Source organism: Dietzia sp. B32, assembly GCF_024732245.1.
Classification (GTDB): Bacteria; Actinomycetota; Actinomycetes; order Mycobacteriales; family Mycobacteriaceae; genus Dietzia.
This window is the reverse complement of record NZ_CP093845.1, coordinates 136,725-151,665: the sequence shown is the minus strand read 5'-3', so window position 1 is coordinate 151,665 and position 14,941 is coordinate 136,725. Positions and strand designations below refer to the sequence as shown.

Annotated in this window: 17 protein-coding genes; 9 read left to right on the top strand and 8 right to left on the bottom strand. The window is 70.3% G+C overall.

Features of this window, described 5'->3' with window-relative positions; all coding sequences use genetic code 11:
* The first annotated feature begins 152 nt into the window (after positions 1-152).
* Positions 153-1,112 carry a hypothetical protein gene (locus L8M95_RS00720; protein WP_260487444.1) on the top strand — a complete coding sequence of 320 codons (960 nt, stop codon included), beginning with the start codon at positions 153-155 and terminating at the stop codon, positions 1,110-1,112.
* A 90-nt stretch (positions 1,113-1,202) separates the two neighbouring features.
* Here the strand turns inward: L8M95_RS00720 and L8M95_RS00715 are convergent, their stop codons facing one another.
* The 4 genes from L8M95_RS00715 to dut all read right to left on the bottom strand — a co-directional run bounded on the left by L8M95_RS00715 (position 1,203) and on the right by dut (position 3,768).
* Complete coding sequence (locus L8M95_RS00715; protein ID WP_260489112.1) at positions 1,203-1,844, bottom strand: DUF3159 domain-containing protein; 642 nt, start codon at positions 1,842-1,844, stop codon at positions 1,203-1,205.
* Between the two features lie 79 nt (positions 1,845-1,923).
* Positions 1,924-2,331 carry a hypothetical protein gene (locus L8M95_RS00710; RefSeq protein ID WP_260487443.1) on the bottom strand — a complete coding sequence of 136 codons (408 nt, stop codon included), beginning with the start codon at positions 2,329-2,331 and terminating at the stop codon, positions 1,924-1,926.
* A 31-nt stretch (positions 2,332-2,362) separates the two neighbouring features.
* The gene (locus tag L8M95_RS00705) at positions 2,363-3,208 is read right to left on the bottom strand and encodes a DUF3710 domain-containing protein (protein WP_260487442.1); all 846 of its coding nucleotides are present in this window, start codon (positions 3,206-3,208) and stop codon (positions 2,363-2,365) included.
* 80 nt (positions 3,209-3,288) lie between these two features.
* The gene (gene dut / locus L8M95_RS00700; RefSeq protein ID WP_260487441.1) at positions 3,289-3,768 is read right to left on the bottom strand and encodes a dUTP diphosphatase; all 480 of its coding nucleotides are present in this window, start codon (positions 3,766-3,768) and stop codon (positions 3,289-3,291) included.
* Between the two features lie 54 nt (positions 3,769-3,822).
* Between dut and L8M95_RS00695 the strand changes: the two genes are divergently transcribed.
* Positions 3,823-4,329, top strand: a complete 507-nt coding sequence (locus L8M95_RS00695; protein WP_260487440.1) for a DUF3093 domain-containing protein — start codon at positions 3,823-3,825, stop codon at positions 4,327-4,329.
* 34 nt (positions 4,330-4,363) lie between these two features.
* Here L8M95_RS00695 and L8M95_RS00690 read toward each other — a convergent pair whose 3' ends face one another.
* Complete coding sequence (locus L8M95_RS00690) at positions 4,364-4,666, bottom strand: DUF4193 domain-containing protein (protein ID WP_067715850.1); 303 nt, start codon at positions 4,664-4,666, stop codon at positions 4,364-4,366.
* A 203-nt stretch (positions 4,667-4,869) separates the two neighbouring features.
* Between L8M95_RS00690 and cei the strand changes: the two genes are divergently transcribed.
* Positions 4,870-5,508 carry an envelope integrity protein Cei gene (gene cei, locus L8M95_RS00685; protein ID WP_260487439.1) on the top strand — a complete coding sequence of 213 codons (639 nt, stop codon included), beginning with the start codon at positions 4,870-4,872 and terminating at the stop codon, positions 5,506-5,508.
* Here the strand turns inward: cei and L8M95_RS00680 are convergent.
* Positions 5,498-6,373, bottom strand: coding sequence for an inositol monophosphatase family protein (locus tag L8M95_RS00680; RefSeq protein ID WP_396119720.1), 876 nt, complete (start codon positions 6,371-6,373; stop codon positions 5,498-5,500). The two genes, cei and L8M95_RS00680, sit on opposite strands and share 11 nt — an antisense overlap.
* Before the next feature lie 170 nt (positions 6,374-6,543).
* Here L8M95_RS00680 and ppgK point away from each other — a divergent pair, with 170 nt between their 5' ends.
* Positions 6,544-7,389 (top strand): polyphosphate--glucose phosphotransferase, encoded by an 846-nt coding sequence (ppgK, locus tag L8M95_RS00675; RefSeq protein WP_260487437.1) that lies wholly within the window; start codon positions 6,544-6,546, stop codon positions 7,387-7,389.
* Between the two features lie 178 nt (positions 7,390-7,567).
* Positions 7,568-8,944: an RNA polymerase sigma factor gene (locus tag L8M95_RS00670; protein WP_260487436.1), complete on the top strand. Its 1,377-nt coding sequence runs from the start codon at positions 7,568-7,570 to the stop codon at positions 8,942-8,944.
* A gap of 97 nt (positions 8,945-9,041) precedes the next feature.
* Here the strand turns inward: L8M95_RS00670 and L8M95_RS00665 are convergent, their stop codons facing one another.
* Both L8M95_RS00665 and L8M95_RS00660 read right to left on the bottom strand, forming a co-directional pair.
* Positions 9,042-10,880 carry a DEAD/DEAH box helicase gene (locus L8M95_RS00665; protein ID WP_260487435.1) on the bottom strand — a complete coding sequence of 613 codons (1,839 nt, stop codon included), beginning with the start codon at positions 10,878-10,880 and terminating at the stop codon, positions 9,042-9,044.
* Positions 10,873-11,118: a DUF3039 domain-containing protein gene (locus tag L8M95_RS00660; protein ID WP_007628744.1), complete on the bottom strand. Its 246-nt coding sequence runs from the start codon at positions 11,116-11,118 to the stop codon at positions 10,873-10,875. The genes L8M95_RS00665 and L8M95_RS00660 overlap by 8 nt, the downstream gene beginning before the upstream one ends.
* A 58-nt stretch (positions 11,119-11,176) precedes the next feature.
* Between L8M95_RS00660 and L8M95_RS00655 the strand changes: the two genes are divergently transcribed.
* The 4 genes from L8M95_RS00655 to L8M95_RS00640 all read left to right on the top strand — a co-directional run bounded on the left by L8M95_RS00655 (position 11,177) and on the right by L8M95_RS00640 (position 14,846).
* Positions 11,177-11,689 carry a DUF3099 domain-containing protein gene (locus L8M95_RS00655; protein ID WP_260487434.1) on the top strand — a complete coding sequence of 171 codons (513 nt, stop codon included), beginning with the start codon at positions 11,177-11,179 and terminating at the stop codon, positions 11,687-11,689.
* Entirely contained in the window at positions 11,686-13,281 is a 1,596-nt protein-coding gene (locus L8M95_RS00650) for a methyltransferase (protein ID WP_260487433.1), read from the top strand. Before L8M95_RS00655 ends, L8M95_RS00650 begins: the two co-directional genes overlap by 4 nt.
* Entirely contained in the window at positions 13,278-13,715 is a 438-nt protein-coding gene (gene dtd / locus L8M95_RS00645; RefSeq protein ID WP_260487432.1) for a D-aminoacyl-tRNA deacylase, read from the top strand. Before L8M95_RS00650 ends, dtd begins: the two co-directional genes overlap by 4 nt.
* A 162-nt stretch (positions 13,716-13,877) precedes the next feature.
* The gene (locus L8M95_RS00640; RefSeq protein ID WP_260487431.1) at positions 13,878-14,846 is read left to right on the top strand and encodes a sigma-70 family RNA polymerase sigma factor; all 969 of its coding nucleotides are present in this window, start codon (positions 13,878-13,880) and stop codon (positions 14,844-14,846) included.
* Positions 14,847-14,941: the final 95 nt, after the last annotated feature.

Below are 14,941 nucleotides of genomic sequence, written 5' to 3'. Positions count from 1 at the left end.
GCCCCGCTGACATGCCGTCAGCGGGGCCCTCGCGTCTCTCCCGATGCAGGCAGCCGGGCGAGTTGCCTCTCCCGCAAACCCCTCCCCGGTACTAGGTTCATTCATAGAGCCGGGGAATTCCTCCGCGGCGCACCTAGCGATCTGGAGATGTGATGACTACCGGTGGTACCCCGACAGGGGACGGCTTCCCGAACGATCCGTACAACGCCGGCTCAGGTCAGCCGGACCGGGGCCGGGGCTACGAGGACCGCGGCTACGGTTCCGCGCACGGTCAGGAGCCCTACCGCGGGCAGGGTTACGGTCAGGAGCCCTACCCCGGGCAGAGCTACGGAGACCAGGGATACGGGCAACAGGGTTACGGTCAGCAGGGCTACGGTCAGCAGGGTTACGGCCAACCCGGTTACGGACAGCAGTCCTTCGGCGACCCCGCCTACGGCGGTGCGTACGGGCAGGGAGGTGCGGGCGGCGGCCCGGTCATGACGGGCAAGGTGTCCGCGACCGACGCCGTCAGCGCCGGGTGGCAGTTGTTCAAGAACAACCCGCTGCCGTGGGTTCTCATCACCCTGGCGAGCGTGGTGGTCGGCGGTATCGCGGGGCAGCTCGCGAACTCCGAGTCGGTTGCGGTGATGTTCCTGGCCCAGATCATCTCCTTCGTCGTCGGACTGCTGTTCCAGGCGTTCGTCCTGCGCGGCGCCCTGCTCGAGGTGGACGGGCACAAACCCGCTATCGGCGACTTCTTCAAGCTCCACAACTTCGGATGGTTCGTCGTCGCGGCGATCCTCGTCGGGATCGCCACGGTCGTCGGACTCATCGGCTTCATCATCGGCGCGTTCGTGGTGGCGTTCTTCCTGTACTGGACGCAGTACTTCGTCGTCGATCGCAACATGACCGCCACTGATGCGATCGTGTCGAGTTTCAACGCGATCAAGTCGGACGGGGGCAACCTGTTCACGCTCGCCGTCCTCAACGTCCTCATCCTCGTAGTGGGTGCGCTGGCCCTGTTCGTGGGTCTGTTCGTGGCGATCCCCGTCACCACGCTCGCCTCGGTCTACGCCTACCGGGCGATCACCGGGCCGAGCACCTTCTCCCGGACGGCGACCGCCGCGGTCTGACCCGGCGCTCGCCCGTGCCACCGCTCACGAGAACGGAGCCCCGACGACCTGCTGGTCGTCGGGGCTCCGTGTCGAGGCGGTGCGTGGGTCTCACGTCGTGGCGGTGCCGTCCTCGGGCTCGGATGCCGCCGGAGCCCCGCCGGCCGCATCGGCCCGGTCCGGGGCCTCCTTCTCGTACACGGACGCACGTCGGACCGCCCAGACGGTCCCAAGGAACGCGACGAGCGCCAACGGCCACCCCATTCCGATACGCGCGGCTCCCAACCAGGTGACCTCGTCGTTGAGATAGAGCGCGTACTGCAGGACGGCCCGGATCGCGAACAAACCGGCCCAGAACGACGTCGCGACCGTGTACCACCGACGCGCCGCCGGAATATGACGCCATGCCATCCCCCTGCCGTCGAGAAACCCCCAGATCACTCCGACGAGTGGCCAGCGGACGAGTGCGGAGACGGCGAACGCCGCGCCGTACACGGCCTGGGTGATGATCCCGTAGAGGAAGTACCCCTTGGCGTCCCCTGTCCGCCACGCGATGAAGACACAGATGGCCACACCGATGAATCCCGAGATCGCGGGCTGGGGATTCTCACGACGCCCCAGCGACCACGCGAGCATCGCCACGGCGACACCCATCGCACCCCACATGGCCGCGGTCAGACCCCAGACACCGTTGATGGGAACGAACGCCAGGATGGGGATCGACGAGTAGACCAGTCCGCGGATCCCGCCCATCTGCTCGACGAGGGACGCATCAGGGTCACCGAATGCAGACCGGCGACGGGACGCGCCCGTCGTCTGCGAGGTCACCGGCTCAGGCTCGGTCACGCGATTCCTCCACGGTGCTGCGGGGTTGTCCCTCGAGTAGCTCGTATCGCGGGTTGAACATGATCTTGTGCCCCTGTCGGAGGCCGACCCGGCCGGTGACACGGACGAACCGGCCGGTGTCGATCCCCGGAACGGTGCGACGACCGAGCCAACACACCTCGACGGCCCCGGTGCCGTCGAAGACCTCGGCGGTGAGACCGAGGAAGTCCTCTCCCCCGCACGTCAGAACGGTGCGGACGCGCCCGGTCAGGGTGGCGTGGTCTCCCCGTGACACGGTCGACACGTGCGCACACCCGGTACGGTGCACGCGCCCGGCGAGATCCGCCGCGTCCAGGATCTCCACCGGGTCGGTGAGCCTGGCGGTCAATTCTCTGAGTCCCCGGGGGAACGGCACGGTCAGACTCCTGCTCGCTGCGTTGGGGTCGTCACAGGTCGTCGTCCCCGCCACGGAGCCGGTCCATCGCGCTACCGTCCCTCCGTGGGGCCCTGGGGGCACTGTCCGGCGCCGCGGGCTGCGACCCGGGGTTCTCCGCGGCCTGGGGGGCCTGGGGTTGCTGCGGCTGGTTCGGTGCCTGACCGGTACGGCCGGGCTGACCCGCCGCCATCTGTTGCTGGTAGGCCTGTGCCTGTTGCTGCGCGGCGAGTTGTGACTGCGCCTGCGCCAGCGCCTGCTGGATCTCGTCCGGGATGGTCAGCGGGAGCTGCTCCCGGACCGGCATGGGCCCGTCCCCGCGGTTGATGAGCAGGTGCCGGAACACTTCACGCCCCTCGTCGGCAGCCTGGTCCGCGAGTTCGGGGGTCGCCATGATCCGCACCTCGGCGGTCCACCGGTTACCGTCCACGCCGATCGCGCGGAAGACGGCACCCGGCATCACCGCCACCAGTTCGCGTCCCCACGGCCCGTCCTCCACGGAGACATCCGCGCCCTGCTGCTCGAGCTGCTCACGCATTCCCGTCACCATCGTCCGCCACTGGCCAGCGGATTTGGGCGCGGCGAACGCGCGCGGGATGACCCGAGAGACCTGTGTGACCACGTGGAACTCGGGCTGACCGTTGGGATCCAACGCGACGTTCAGGTCCCGCCCCTTGGGGACGCCGATGACCAGCGAACCGAGGTCGATGTGGCCGTATCCGAGCGCGGTGTAGTACCCGGGTACGTCACCGACGGACGAGCGGTCATGCGGCCCCGTCGTGGAGGGGGCCTGCGACTCCTGCTCGGCGGCCGTGGTGGCGTCGCGGGCCCCGGTCACCGGCTTCTTTCGTCCGAACATGGTGGAAATCCTCTCCCCGTGCGACCCGGCCCCGAACGGGACCGTCTCGGGTCGACGCTACCCAACGAGGTCGACGCCGGTCAGGGCAGGCGGTGATGCCCGCCGGTCGAGCCGTGGCCACCGTCTCCGCGGTCTGTCTCGTCGAGTTCGTCGACCTCGACGACGTCCCACAGTTCCACACGCTGGACCAGGAGCTGTGCGATGCGGTCACCTCGCCCGATACGAACCGGTTCGGTGGGATCCAGATTGATGAGGTTGACCTTGATCTCCCCCCGGTACCCGGCGTCGACGGTTCCCGGCGCGTTGACGATCGACAGACCCGCGCGCGCGGCCAGACCCGACCGTGGGTGGACCAGGCCGACATAGCCCGCGGGGATCGCCACGGCGATCCCGGTCCCCATCAATGCCCGTCGTCCGGGGGCCAGCTCGCAGTCGTGCGCGGCGTGGAGATCGACACCGGCATCCGTCGCATGGGCCCGGACCGGCAGGGGCACACCCCCGTCCAGGCGGCGTACCCGAAGTACTCCACCGGTCCCGTTGGACTCGTCCGGATTGTTCATGGCGCTCGCGCCCTCCTGCCGGGTCCGACCCGGTTGCTCGATAGTCTTGACGTCGTGACCGACGAAGATCTCCGCCCGCCGCCCGATCGCGCTCCGCGCCCGGTTCACTCGGAAACCCTCCGGGTCCCGGCATGGTGGTGGGTCGTCCTCGCCGTGATCACCGTCGTGGTGGTCGCCCAGGCGCTCGTCATCGGAGCGCGGTGGTGGCTGTGGCTGCTGGCCGTCGTGGTCCCCGTCCTGCTCGCCTGGCTGTTCATCTCCGTCGGCCGGGTGAAGATCGAGGTCGAGTCCGACGGCCAGGGAGGGGGGACCCTCTATGCGGGCAACGCCCGCCTGCCCTTCGACGCCATCGCCCGCAGCGCCGTCGTGCCCGCCACCGCCAAGCAGGCCGCGATGGGGCGGCAGCTCGACCCCGAGGCCTTCGTGGTCCACAGGGGATACATCCCCACGATGGTGATCGTCGTCCTCGACGACCCGATGGATCCCACCCCGTACTGGCTCATCAGCACGCGGGACCCCGAAGGCCTCGCAGCGGCGCTTCCGGACAACCACTACAGCTGACCGGCCGAGCCGCGGCGGAGTAGCCGGCGGTCGATCAGCCGGCGCAGTCCACGCAGATCGGCATCCCGTCCCGCTCCTCGGCGAAACGGCTGCGGTGATGCACCAGGAAGCACTCACCACAGGTGAACTCGTTGTCCTGCTCCGGCACGACACGCACCGTGAGCTCCTCGCCGGACAGGTCGGCGCCCGGCAGTTCGTAGGACTCGGCGGTGTCCGTCTCGTCGACGTCGACCTCGCCGGTCGCGCCCTCTGCCCGCCGGGCCTTCAGCTCCTCCAGCGAATCGCCGGTGAGCTCGTCGGCCTCGGTGCGGCGGGGGGCGTCGTAGTCGGTTGCCATGAGTCTCATTTCTGCGGGTCTGTGTGGGGGGCGCGCGGACCGGTCGTGTCGCGACCAGCGCACGCATAGTAACGGAATTAATCGGCATTTTCATCCGCCCTGACCGCCAGTGCGCCGACCGGGACGCCGGGCGGTCGACGTTTACAGTGGTGGTGCAGGGCCCGCCGGGGCTCTCGACCCGTTCACCTGCAGGAAGGGCCCCCATGGTCGTCCACCTCAGCACCCAGGCGAGGCCGAGTCCGACCCCCGCGCGGGGGTTACACCGACTGCGCTCCGCCTACGTCCTGTTCGTGGTGGTGGTGCTGGCGGCGGGAGCACTCGTCTGGGCCCTCGCCCTCCGGGGAAGCGATGCCGCGACGCAGGCCGCGGCCTGCCCCCTGCCTCCCGCGGCAGAGGAGGCCGGGCTGAGTGACCAGCCCGCGGATGCGCTCGACGGCATCGAACCGGCCCTGCTGAACGAGACCCGGGTCCGCGTGCTCAACGCGAACGGACAGAGCGGTCAGGCCGGCGCCGTGGCCGCGCAACTCGCCGAGCGCGGATTCCAGCCCGCCGGCGACGACGCCATCGGGAACGATCCGGTGTACGGGCAGGCCCTCGAGTGCCACGGTCAGATCCGCTACGGCGACGCCGGGCAGGCGGCCGCACGATCACTGTCGCTCGCGGCGCCCTGCATGCAACTCGTGGCGGACGGCCGCGAGGACGACACCGTCGATCTGGCGCTGGGCACGATCTTCTCCCGACTGTCCGACTCGACGGCGGCTGTGGGGGCACTCGATGAACTCAAGGTCGGGCGTCAACCCATCTCGGCCGAACTCGACGCGGCGCGGACGGTCAGCTGCTGACCGCACCCGACAGGTCGCCGAGAACCGCGAGGAACTCCCCCGCCACGCCGGCCGCCGCGGCGGTCGTCGGCACCTCGATGTCGTCGGACACCGCCACCACCGCTCCGGCCTCGGCCGCGACGAGGGCCCCGGCCGCGTGGTCCCACGGCTTCAGACCCCGCTCGTAATAGGCGTCCAACCGGCCGCAGGCCACCATGCACAGGTCCAGCGCAGCCGACCCACACCTCCGGATGTCCCGCACCCGCGGCAGGAGCCCTGCGACCACGCGGCCCTGCTCTGCACGGATACCGGCGTCGTAGGCGAACCCGGTACCCACCAGGGCCAGCGACAGGTCGCCACACCCCGAGGACCGGAGCGCTCTCGTCGTACCGTCGGCCCCCCGCAGGGTGGCGCCGCGGTCGAGACCCGCCGACCACGTCTCACCGGTGACGATGTTGTGCACTGCACCCGCCACCACGACCCCGTCCACCTCAGCGGCCACCGAGACCGCCGTGAACGGGATGCCGTAGAGCAGATTCACGGTCCCGTCGACCGGGTCGACCACCCAACGAACCCCGTCGCCGTCGTGCGGACCGGCACCCTCACCGCCATCCTCGCCGCCCTCCTCCCCGAGGACGCCGTCACCCGGGCGGTAGGACCCGATCTCGTCCCGCAGATGGCTCTCCACCGAGGTGTCGATGACGGTCACCGGGTCGGTCGCAGAGCTCTTGGAGCGTGACCCCGGGCCGGAGGGGCCGAACTCCGCCAGCATCCGCCGGGCCACGTCGCCGCCGGACGTGGCGAACCGCTCCGCGAGCGCCCGCAACTCGTCGGTGAACTCCGTGCCCGTCCGGCCGGCAACCGCGTCTGTTCCCCGCCCCGTCATGTGAGCCTCCTCGTCGTCGTATCCCACGTCCGCTCCGGCGATGAACCCGCCCGGCGGTGCACCCGACGGATACGCTGGCGAGCGCACCACACCCATCGTGCCCCGGCGACCCGGGCACGACGGGCGACCCACGCCGTACCCGCCCACGGCCCACACCCTTGGAGCCCACCATGCCCGACCCCGTGCCCTCCGCGTCCGACCTCTCCCCGGACACCCCGACGGGCCTCGGTGTCGACGTGGGGGGTACCGGAATCAAGGTCGGACTCGTCGACCTCACTCGTGGCGACCTCATCGGCGACCGGCTCACGCGGGCCACCCCGCAGCCGGCGACGCCCGACGCCATCGCCGGGACCATCCGCGAGATGGTCGAGGAGTTCGACTGGACCGGACCGGTCGGGGTCGCGCTGCCGAGCGTCATCCACGAGGGCGTGGCGCGGATCGCGCACAACATCGACGGGTCGTGGATCGGCTGCGACGTGGTCGACCTCTTCGACCGCCATCTCCCCGGCCGCACCGTGCTCATGCTCAACGACGCCGACGCCGCCGGGCTGACCGAGGTGCACTACGGCGCCGGCGGGGGCGTCGACGGCCTGGTGATCCTGCTGACCTTCGGTACCGGCATCGGCTCCGCCCTCTTGCTCGACGGCCGGCTCCTGCCCAACTCCGAGTTCGGACACGTCATCGTGGAGGACATCGCCGGACGCGGCTTCGACGAGGCCGAGCACCTGGCCTCCGCCGCGGTCCGCGCCCGCGACGAGTTGAGCTTCGCCGACTGGGCCCCCCACGTGTCCAATGTCCTTCGCTCGATCGAGGACCTGCTGTGGCCCCGCGCCTTCGTCCTGGGCGGCGGCGTCAGTGAGGCCGCCGACGAGTGGTTCCCCCTGCTGGAGAACCGCACCCCGGTCCGGGCCGCGGTCCGGCTCAACGACGCCGGGATCATCGGCGCCGCCCTGTACGCCGCCGGCCATTCGGGAGTTCTCGACCTCGGCGGGGTCCTACCAGACGGCGGTGTCTGACCCGGACCAACCCCGCCGGATGCGACCCCCCGGCCGTAATCTCGTTACAATGGCCAATGCCGGGACCACGTGCCGGCCGGGGACGGGCCCGGTACCGCAAGGCGGACGGCTCGAGTGTCTGCACTAGGCGGCATCGATCCCCGATTCCCATCGAGTAACCGGTTGTGAAGGGGCGTTTGTGGCAGCCACGAAGACCACCAGTTCGGATTCCGCGGCGAGCGGCGATCCGTTGGGCACCGAGGTCACCGGCGAGGCCCCCGCCAAGAAGACCGCCGCGCGCAAGGCGCCCGCGAAGAAGACGGCGGCCAAGAAGACCGCCGCGAAGAAGGCCCCGGCCAAGAAGACGGCCGCGAAGAAGACCGCCGCCAAGAAGACGGCCGCGAAGAAGACCGCCTCCCCGTCGAAGCCCGAGGGCGTCGACGGTGACCAGGTCGACGAGGAGCCCACCGACGTCCCCGAGGTCGAGCCGGACACGGCCGAACTCGAGGACGTCGAGGTCGACGTCGAGGATGTCGAGGCCGACGAGGAGACCAAGGAGGAGCCCACCGCCAAGGACAAGGCGTCGGGCGACTTCGTCTGGGATGAGGACGAGTCGGAGGCCCTGCGCCAGGCGCGCAAGGACGCCGAGCTGACCGCCTCCGCGGACTCCGTCCGCGCGTACCTCAAGCAGATCGGCAAGGTCGCACTCCTCAACGCAGAGGAGGAGGTCGAGCTGGCCAAGCGCATCGAGGCCGGCCTGTACTCCACCTGGTTCCAGGCGCAGGTCACGGAGCGAGGCGAGAAGCTCACCACCGCGCAGCGTCGCGACTACAAGTGGATCGAGCGGGATGGCGTCCGCGCCAAGAACCACCTGCTCGAGGCCAACCTGCGACTCGTCGTCTCCCTCGCCAAGCGCTACACCGGACGCGGCATGGCGTTCCTGGATCTCATCCAGGAGGGCAACCTCGGTCTGATCCGCGCGGTCGAGAAGTTCGACTACACCAAGGGCTACAAGTTCTCGACGTACGCCACCTGGTGGATCCGGCAGGCCATCACCCGCGCCATGGCCGACCAGGCCCGCACCATCCGTATCCCGGTGCACATGGTCGAGGTCATCAACAAACTCGGGCGCATCCAGCGTGAGCTGCTCCAGGATCTGGGCCGCGAGCCCACCCCGGAGGAGCTCGCCAAGGAGATGGACATCACCCCGGAGAAGGTGCTGGAGATCCAGCAGTACGCCCGGGAGCCCATCTCGCTCGACCAGACCATCGGCGACGAGGGCGACTCGCAGCTCGGTGACTTCATCGAGGACTCCGAGGCCGTGGTCGCGGTGGACGCGGTGAGCTTCACGCTCCTGCAGGACCAGCTCCGCTCCGTCCTGGACACGCTGTCCGAGCGTGAGGCCGGCGTGGTCCGGCTGCGTTTCGGTCTCACCGACGGGCTGCCGCGCACGCTCGACGAGATCGGTCAGGTCTACGGCGTCACACGCGAGCGGATCCGGCAGATCGAGTCCAAGACGATGTCGAAGCTGCGCCACCCGTCGCGCTCCCAGGTGCTGCGCGACTACCTGGACTGACCCGGTATCAGAGGAATGGGCCCCCGCCGAGATCTCGGCGGGGGCCCATTCTCGTCATCGAGCGGTGGCCCGGATGCCCGGCGGGGCCGGCCGGCGGTCACCAGCTGCGCAGCAGGGTGATCCTCTCGCGGATCTGCTCCGCGGAGGCCATCGGGACGGGCGGGCCCCCGCACGAGTTACGGAGCTGCGTATGGATCGCCCCGTGGGACTTGCCGAGCCGGCCGGAGTACACCGACACCAGGGTGTTGAGCTGGCGCCGTAGGTCCTTGAGCTCGGCGGCGGAGGCGACCCGCTCGGCGGCGGCACCCGCGTGCGCGCCGGGGCCGGCGGCGTTACCCGGGATGGTCGCCCCGGACACCGCCGGGTCCGCTCCCACGACCGCGACGGATCCCGCCCCGGAGGCGGACTGGGCGGACGTGCGCTTGATCTGCTCCTTCTCACGCTGGCGCAGCAGGGCCTTGACGTCGTCGGCGCCCAACAAACCCGGGAGCCCGATGTAGTCGGCCTCCTCCTCGCTGCCGGCGAATGTGGCCGTGCCGTAGGACGACCCCTCGTACACGATCTGGTCGAGCTCGGCGTCCGCGCCGAGGGAGATGTAACCGCGGTCCTCTTCGTCCTCGGTGTTCTCGTCCTGCTGCTGGTTCGCCTGGGCGAGGAGCTGGTCCTCCAGCCCCTCCTCCCGATGGGGCTTGCCCAGGACGTGGTCGCGCTGCGCCTCCATCTGCGAGGCCAGCTGGAGCAGCACGGGAACGGACGGGAGGAACACGGATGCGGTCTCCCCCGGTCGCCGCGAGCGGACGAACCGTCCGATCGCCTGCGCGAAGTAGAGAGGGGTAGATGCGCTGGTGGCGTAGACGCCGACACTCAGGCGCGGGACGTCGACGCCCTCGGACACCATCCGGACCGCGACCATCCACTCGTCGGTGGAGTCGGAGAAGGTGCCGATCCGGCTCGAGGCGGTGGGGTCGTCGGAGAGGACGACGGTCGGCGGGGTGCCGGTGATCTCGGTGAGCAGGGCCGCGTACTCACGTGCGCGCTCCTGGTCGGTGGCGATCACCAGACCGCCGGCGTCGGGTACACCACCGGCGCGGATCTGCCGGAGCCTGGTGTGCGCGGCCTGGAGCACCGCTGGCATCCAATCGCCGTGGGGGTCGAGGGCGACCCGCCAGGCGCGGGACATCTGGTCGGCACTGAGCGGCTCTCCCAGGCGGGCCGAGAACTCCTCGCCCGCGTTGCTACGCCATCTGGCCTCCCCCGAGTAGGCGAGGAACACCACCGGGCGGACCACGCCGTCGGCCAGCGCGTCGGCGTAGCCGTAGGAATGGTCGGCCTTGGAGCGCTGGTGCCCCTGGCCGTCGGGCTCGTAGGTGACGAACGGGATCGGACTGTCGTCGGACCGGAACGGGGTGCCGGTCAGCGACAAGCGGCGTTCGGCGTCCTCGAACGCCTCACGGATCGCATCGCCCCAGCTCTTGGCGTCGCCACCGTGGTGGATCTCGTCGAGGATGACCAGGGTGCGTCGGGACGCGGTGCGCTCGCGATGCTTGAACGGGTGTGCGGCCACCTGCGCGTACGTCACGACCACGCCGTGATACTCGGGGGCGAGGGCGCCCGAGGTGTTGGAGTACTCGGGGTCCAGGGCGATCCCGGCGCGCGCGGCGGAGGCCGCCCACTGGTACTTGAGGTGCTCGGTGGGGGCGACCACGGTGATCGCGTCGACGGTCCGGTCGGCGAGCAGTTCGGAGGCCACCCGTAGTCCGAACGTCGTCTTGCCGGCACCCGGTGTCGCCACCGCGAGGAAGTCCTTCGGCCTCGCCATGAGGTACTTGCGCAGCGCGGTGCGCTGCCAGGCGCGCAGCGACGCACCCCCGGCCGGCGGGGCGGTCTGCTCTGCGGTCTGCTCGTCTGGGCCCGGGACCGCGCCGGGATCACTCACCAGGCTTCAGGGTCTCGTAGACGCGCTTGCACTCCGGGCACACCGGCGATCCGGGCTTCGCGGAGCGGGTGACCGGGAAGACCTCACCGCACAGGGCGATCACATAGGTACCCATGACCGCGCTCTCGGCGATCTTGCTCTTGTCCACATAGTGGAAGAACTTGGGTGCGTCGTCCTGCGTCTCCTCGGTCGTCGTGACCTCGGGACGCTCGAGTGTCTTCGTCCGGGTGGTGCTCACCCCCTCATGATGCCGCACCCCACGGTCGCAGCGCCAACGCCGGAGTACCTTGGGCCCCATGGCACCCGACTTCCGCCGTCAGCGATCCGGGGAACGGGACGACACGTCGAAGCCCGTTCTCATCACGGGCGCGCGGGAGTCGTACCACGACGAACTCGCGGCCCGGAAGAAGCGCTACTTCCTGCTGATGAGCATCCGGATCCCCGCCCTGTTCCTGGCGGCGGGATCCCTGGCCATCTGGAACAACCCGTGGATCGCGCTGGCGATCGTGGGGGGGTCCATCCCGATCCCGTGGATCGCGGTCATCGGTGCCAATGACCGTCCTCCCCTGCCCAAGGGGCAGGCCCGCACCTACACAGCGGGGCGTCTCTCGTCGAACACCCCGTACGCCCTGCCCCCCGGCCTCACCGGGGTGGATTCGCCGTCCCCCCGCACCACCCACACCGACACCACCGACACCGGGACCGACCCGGGCACCCCTGCGGGCCCCGGTTCCCCGTCCGACCCCGCCGCCCCCGCGGACCCCACCACCCCCACCAACCCCACCGACGAGAGCGATCCCCACCAATGACCCGTGCGACCCCGACCCTCGCCGATCTGGCACCCACGTTGGCCGAGGCCTTCCGCCGTCACGACTACACGGTCGAGGGAGTGGAGCGGGAGTTGGGCCCGGAGGCGGTCTCCGCCCTGGCCAGGTCGGACGCCGCGACGGTCCGCCGCCGCGCCCGCGACGCCGGTCCGGTCGGCGTGCTCCTCCGGTTGTTCGTCCTGGGCGATCCGCTCCCCCGCTCCGATGTCGCTGCGATCCTGCCCGGGGTCCCGGTGCGTGACGGCGTCGAGGCCGGATTGTGGACCGAGGCCGACGACGGCGCCTCGCTCCGGGCGGCGATCGACCTACGCCCGGTCGACACGGGTCACGGGACCCGCTGGGTGTTCGCGGATGTCGACGGGTCGATGGTCCACACCCGGACACGACCGGATCACGTGCTGGGGGTCGGGCAGGCGACGCTCTCACTGCTGCGGGTCACGCCCACCTCCCCCGCGGGGTCGGTCCTCGATCTGGGCACAGGGTGTGGGATCCAGATGGTCCACGCGTCGGAGACCGCCCGCTCGGTCACCGGGACGGACATCACACCGCGGTGCCTCGAACTCGCGGCCGCCACCCTGGCGATCAACGGCCGGCGTGCGGAACTCCTGCGCGGTCCGTGGTTCGAGCCCGTCGCGGGCCGCCGGTTCGACCGGATCGTGGCCAATCCCCCGTTCGTGGTGGGTCCGCCCGAGACCGGACACTCCTACCGGGAGTCGGGACTGAAGCTCGACGGTGCGAGCCGGACGGTCGTGTCGGGCGCGCCGGGCCATCTGGCCGACGGCGGCACCGCGGTCCTGCTGGCGTCCTGGGTGGAGCGGGAGGACGCCGACTGGCGGACGCACGTGGCGTCCTGGGTCCCGTCCGAGGGCGTCGACGCGTGGATCGTCCGGCGGGACGTCTCCGACCCCGGGCTCTACGTGTGGACCTGGCTCACCGACGAGGGCATGGACCCGCGCGACGAGGCCACCTCGCGGGCGGCGGACTCCTGGCTGGACCACTTCGCCGACGAGGGGGTGGCGGGGGTCGGGTTCGGCTACGTCTACCTGCGTCGGATCGAGGGGCCGTCCTCGGTGCTGTGCGAGGACCTCACGCACCCGTTCGGCGAGGGCCTCGGCGACGAGGCCGAGGCGTACTTCGCACGCGCCGCGTGGTTGCGGGAGGCGGCGGACCGACTCGGCGGGCAGGACCGTGCCCTGGACGCCACGGTGTTCACCGTGTCGCCGGATGTCCACGTGCACGCCTCTGAGTCCCTCGCGCCGACCGGGCCGGACGAGGCGGGTGACCCTGGCCCGTCGACCGTGGTGGTGGAGCGCGTCACCGGCGCCCGGTGGCGGCACGAGATCGACCCGCTCACCGCGGCCGTCCTACGAGGGGCGCGGACGGGCGCGCTGCCGCTGGAGGATCTGGTGGTGCTCGCCGCGGCGGGTGCCGGGGAGGATCCGGACGCCCTCGCCGCCCCCGTGCGGCGGGTGGTGGCCGATCTGTTCGTCCACGGGTTCGTCGTCCCCGTCGGGGTGCCCGGTCTCGTCGCTCCGGGGGTCGCCGCAGCCGTGCCCGGGGGTGCGGACGGATGAGGGCGGTGGTCTCACGGGTCACCGAGGCGTCGGTGACGGTGGGCGGCGAGGTCGTGGGGTCACTGCCGGGCCCCGGGTTGTTGGTACTGGTCGGGGTGTCGAACGACGACGACGAGACCGACGCGGCCACGATGGTCCGCAAGATCTCGGAACTGCGGATCCTGCGGGAGGAACGCAGCGCTGCGGAGGTGGGCGCGCCCGTCCTGGTCGTCAGCCAGTTCACCCTCATGGGATCGACCGCCAAAGGCCGGCGCCCGTCGTGGTCTCGAGCGGCCCCCGGCGCGGTCGCCGAACCGATGGTGAACGCGGTCGTCCAAGGTCTGCGTGAGCGCGGACTCGAGGTGGCCACAGGTGTCTTCGGCGCGATGATGCGGGTCCATTCCGTCAACGACGGGCCGTTCACTCTCCTGGTGGAGACTCCCGGCTCGCACTGACCCGGTTCACACGACGGATCGTGACCGACATCATCGGCGCGGGAACATTCCCGGCACCCCCGCCGTTGTAGAGGTACGTGACCGTGACCCGGACACGCGCCTGATCCGTCCACCAGCAACCGAACGCCGACCTCGTCACCAGGTCAGGCAGGAGGAGGAGACATGACGTCAGCCACCACCCGATCGGACCGTCGGACGGAGGCGGAGCCGGACGGCCAGAGCCCGAGCGCTGACCTCGTCCGTGTCTACCTCAACGGGATCGGCAAGACGGCACTGCTCAACGCCGAGGACGAGGTGGAGCTGTCCAAGCGGATCGAGGCCGGTCTCTATGCCAAGCATGTGCTCGAGACCAAGAAGCGTCTCGGGCCGGTGCGCAAGGCTGACCTCAAGGCGATCGTCGCGGAGGGCGAGGCCGCCCGAGCCCACCTGCTCGAGGCCAACCTCCGTCTGGTCGTGTCGTTGGCCAAGCGCTACACGGGTCGCGGCATGCCGCTGCTGGATCTCATCCAGGAGGGCAATCTGGGCCTGATCCGTGCGATGGAGAAGTTCGACTACGCCAAGGGCTTCAAGTTCTCCACCTACGCCACCTGGTGGATCCGTCAGGCGATCACGCGGGGAATGGCCGATCAGTCCCGCACTATCCGTCTTCCCGTCCACCTCGTCGAGCAGGTCAACAAGCTCGCCCGGATCAAGCGCGAACTGCACCAGCAGCTCGGCCGCGAGGCCTCCCTCGACGAGCTGGCCGAGGAGTCGGGTATCCCCGCGCACAAGATCGAGGAGCTGCTGGACCACTCGCGTGACCCGGTGAGCCTCGACATGCCGGTCGGCGCGGACGAGGAGGCGCCACTCGGCGACTTCATCGAGGACGCCGAGGCCACCAGCGCCGAGAACACCGTGGTGACCAACGTGATGCACTCCGACGTGCGCGCTGTCCTGGCGACCCTCGAGGAGCGCGAGCAGCAGGTCATCACGTTGCGTTTCGGACTGGACGACGGTCAGCCCCGTACTCTCGACCAGATCGGGAAGCGTTTCGGCCTGTCCCGCGAGCGCGTCCGCCAGATCGAGCGTGAGGTGATGGCCAAGCTCCGCGAGGGCCGTCGCGCGGACAAGCTCCGCTCCTACGCCGTCTGACCGGAGAATCCAGGGCCCCGCCCCTCCCCGATCGGGAGAGGCGGGGCCCTGTTCGTCTCCGCCCCGTGCATTTTCTCCGCCCCGTGCTCGTCACA

What these genes read in the sequence shown, in the direction of transcription:
- L8M95_RS00720 (WP_260487444.1), top strand. Translation starts at nt 153, where the DNA reads ATGACTACCGGTGGTACCCCGACAGGGGACGGCTTCCCGAACGATCCG.
- L8M95_RS00715 (WP_260489112.1), bottom strand. Translation starts at nt 1,844, where the DNA reads ATGGGCGGGATCCGCGGACTGGTCTACTCGTCGATCCCCATCCTGGCG.
- L8M95_RS00705 (WP_260487442.1), bottom strand. Translation starts at nt 3,208, where the DNA reads ATGTTCGGACGAAAGAAGCCGGTGACCGGGGCCCGCGACGCCACCACG.
- dut (WP_260487441.1), bottom strand. Translation starts at nt 3,768, where the DNA reads ATGAACAATCCGGACGAGTCCAACGGGACCGGTGGAGTACTTCGGGTA.
- L8M95_RS00690 (WP_067715850.1), bottom strand. Translation starts at nt 4,666, where the DNA reads ATGGCAACCGACTACGACGCCCCCCGCCGCACCGAGGCCGACGAGCTC.
- cei (WP_260487439.1), top strand. Translation starts at nt 4,870, where the DNA reads ATGGTCGTCCACCTCAGCACCCAGGCGAGGCCGAGTCCGACCCCCGCG.
- L8M95_RS00680 (WP_396119720.1), bottom strand. Translation starts at nt 6,373, where the DNA reads ATGACGGGGCGGGGAACAGACGCGGTTGCCGGCCGGACGGGCACGGAG.
- ppgK (WP_260487437.1), top strand. Translation starts at nt 6,544, where the DNA reads ATGCCCGACCCCGTGCCCTCCGCGTCCGACCTCTCCCCGGACACCCCG.
- L8M95_RS00655 (WP_260487434.1), top strand. Translation starts at nt 11,177, where the DNA reads ATGGCACCCGACTTCCGCCGTCAGCGATCCGGGGAACGGGACGACACG.
- L8M95_RS00650 (WP_260487433.1), top strand. Translation starts at nt 11,686, where the DNA reads ATGACCCGTGCGACCCCGACCCTCGCCGATCTGGCACCCACGTTGGCC.
- dtd (WP_260487432.1), top strand. Translation starts at nt 13,278, where the DNA reads ATGAGGGCGGTGGTCTCACGGGTCACCGAGGCGTCGGTGACGGTGGGC.
- L8M95_RS00640 (WP_260487431.1), top strand. Translation starts at nt 13,878, where the DNA reads ATGACGTCAGCCACCACCCGATCGGACCGTCGGACGGAGGCGGAGCCG.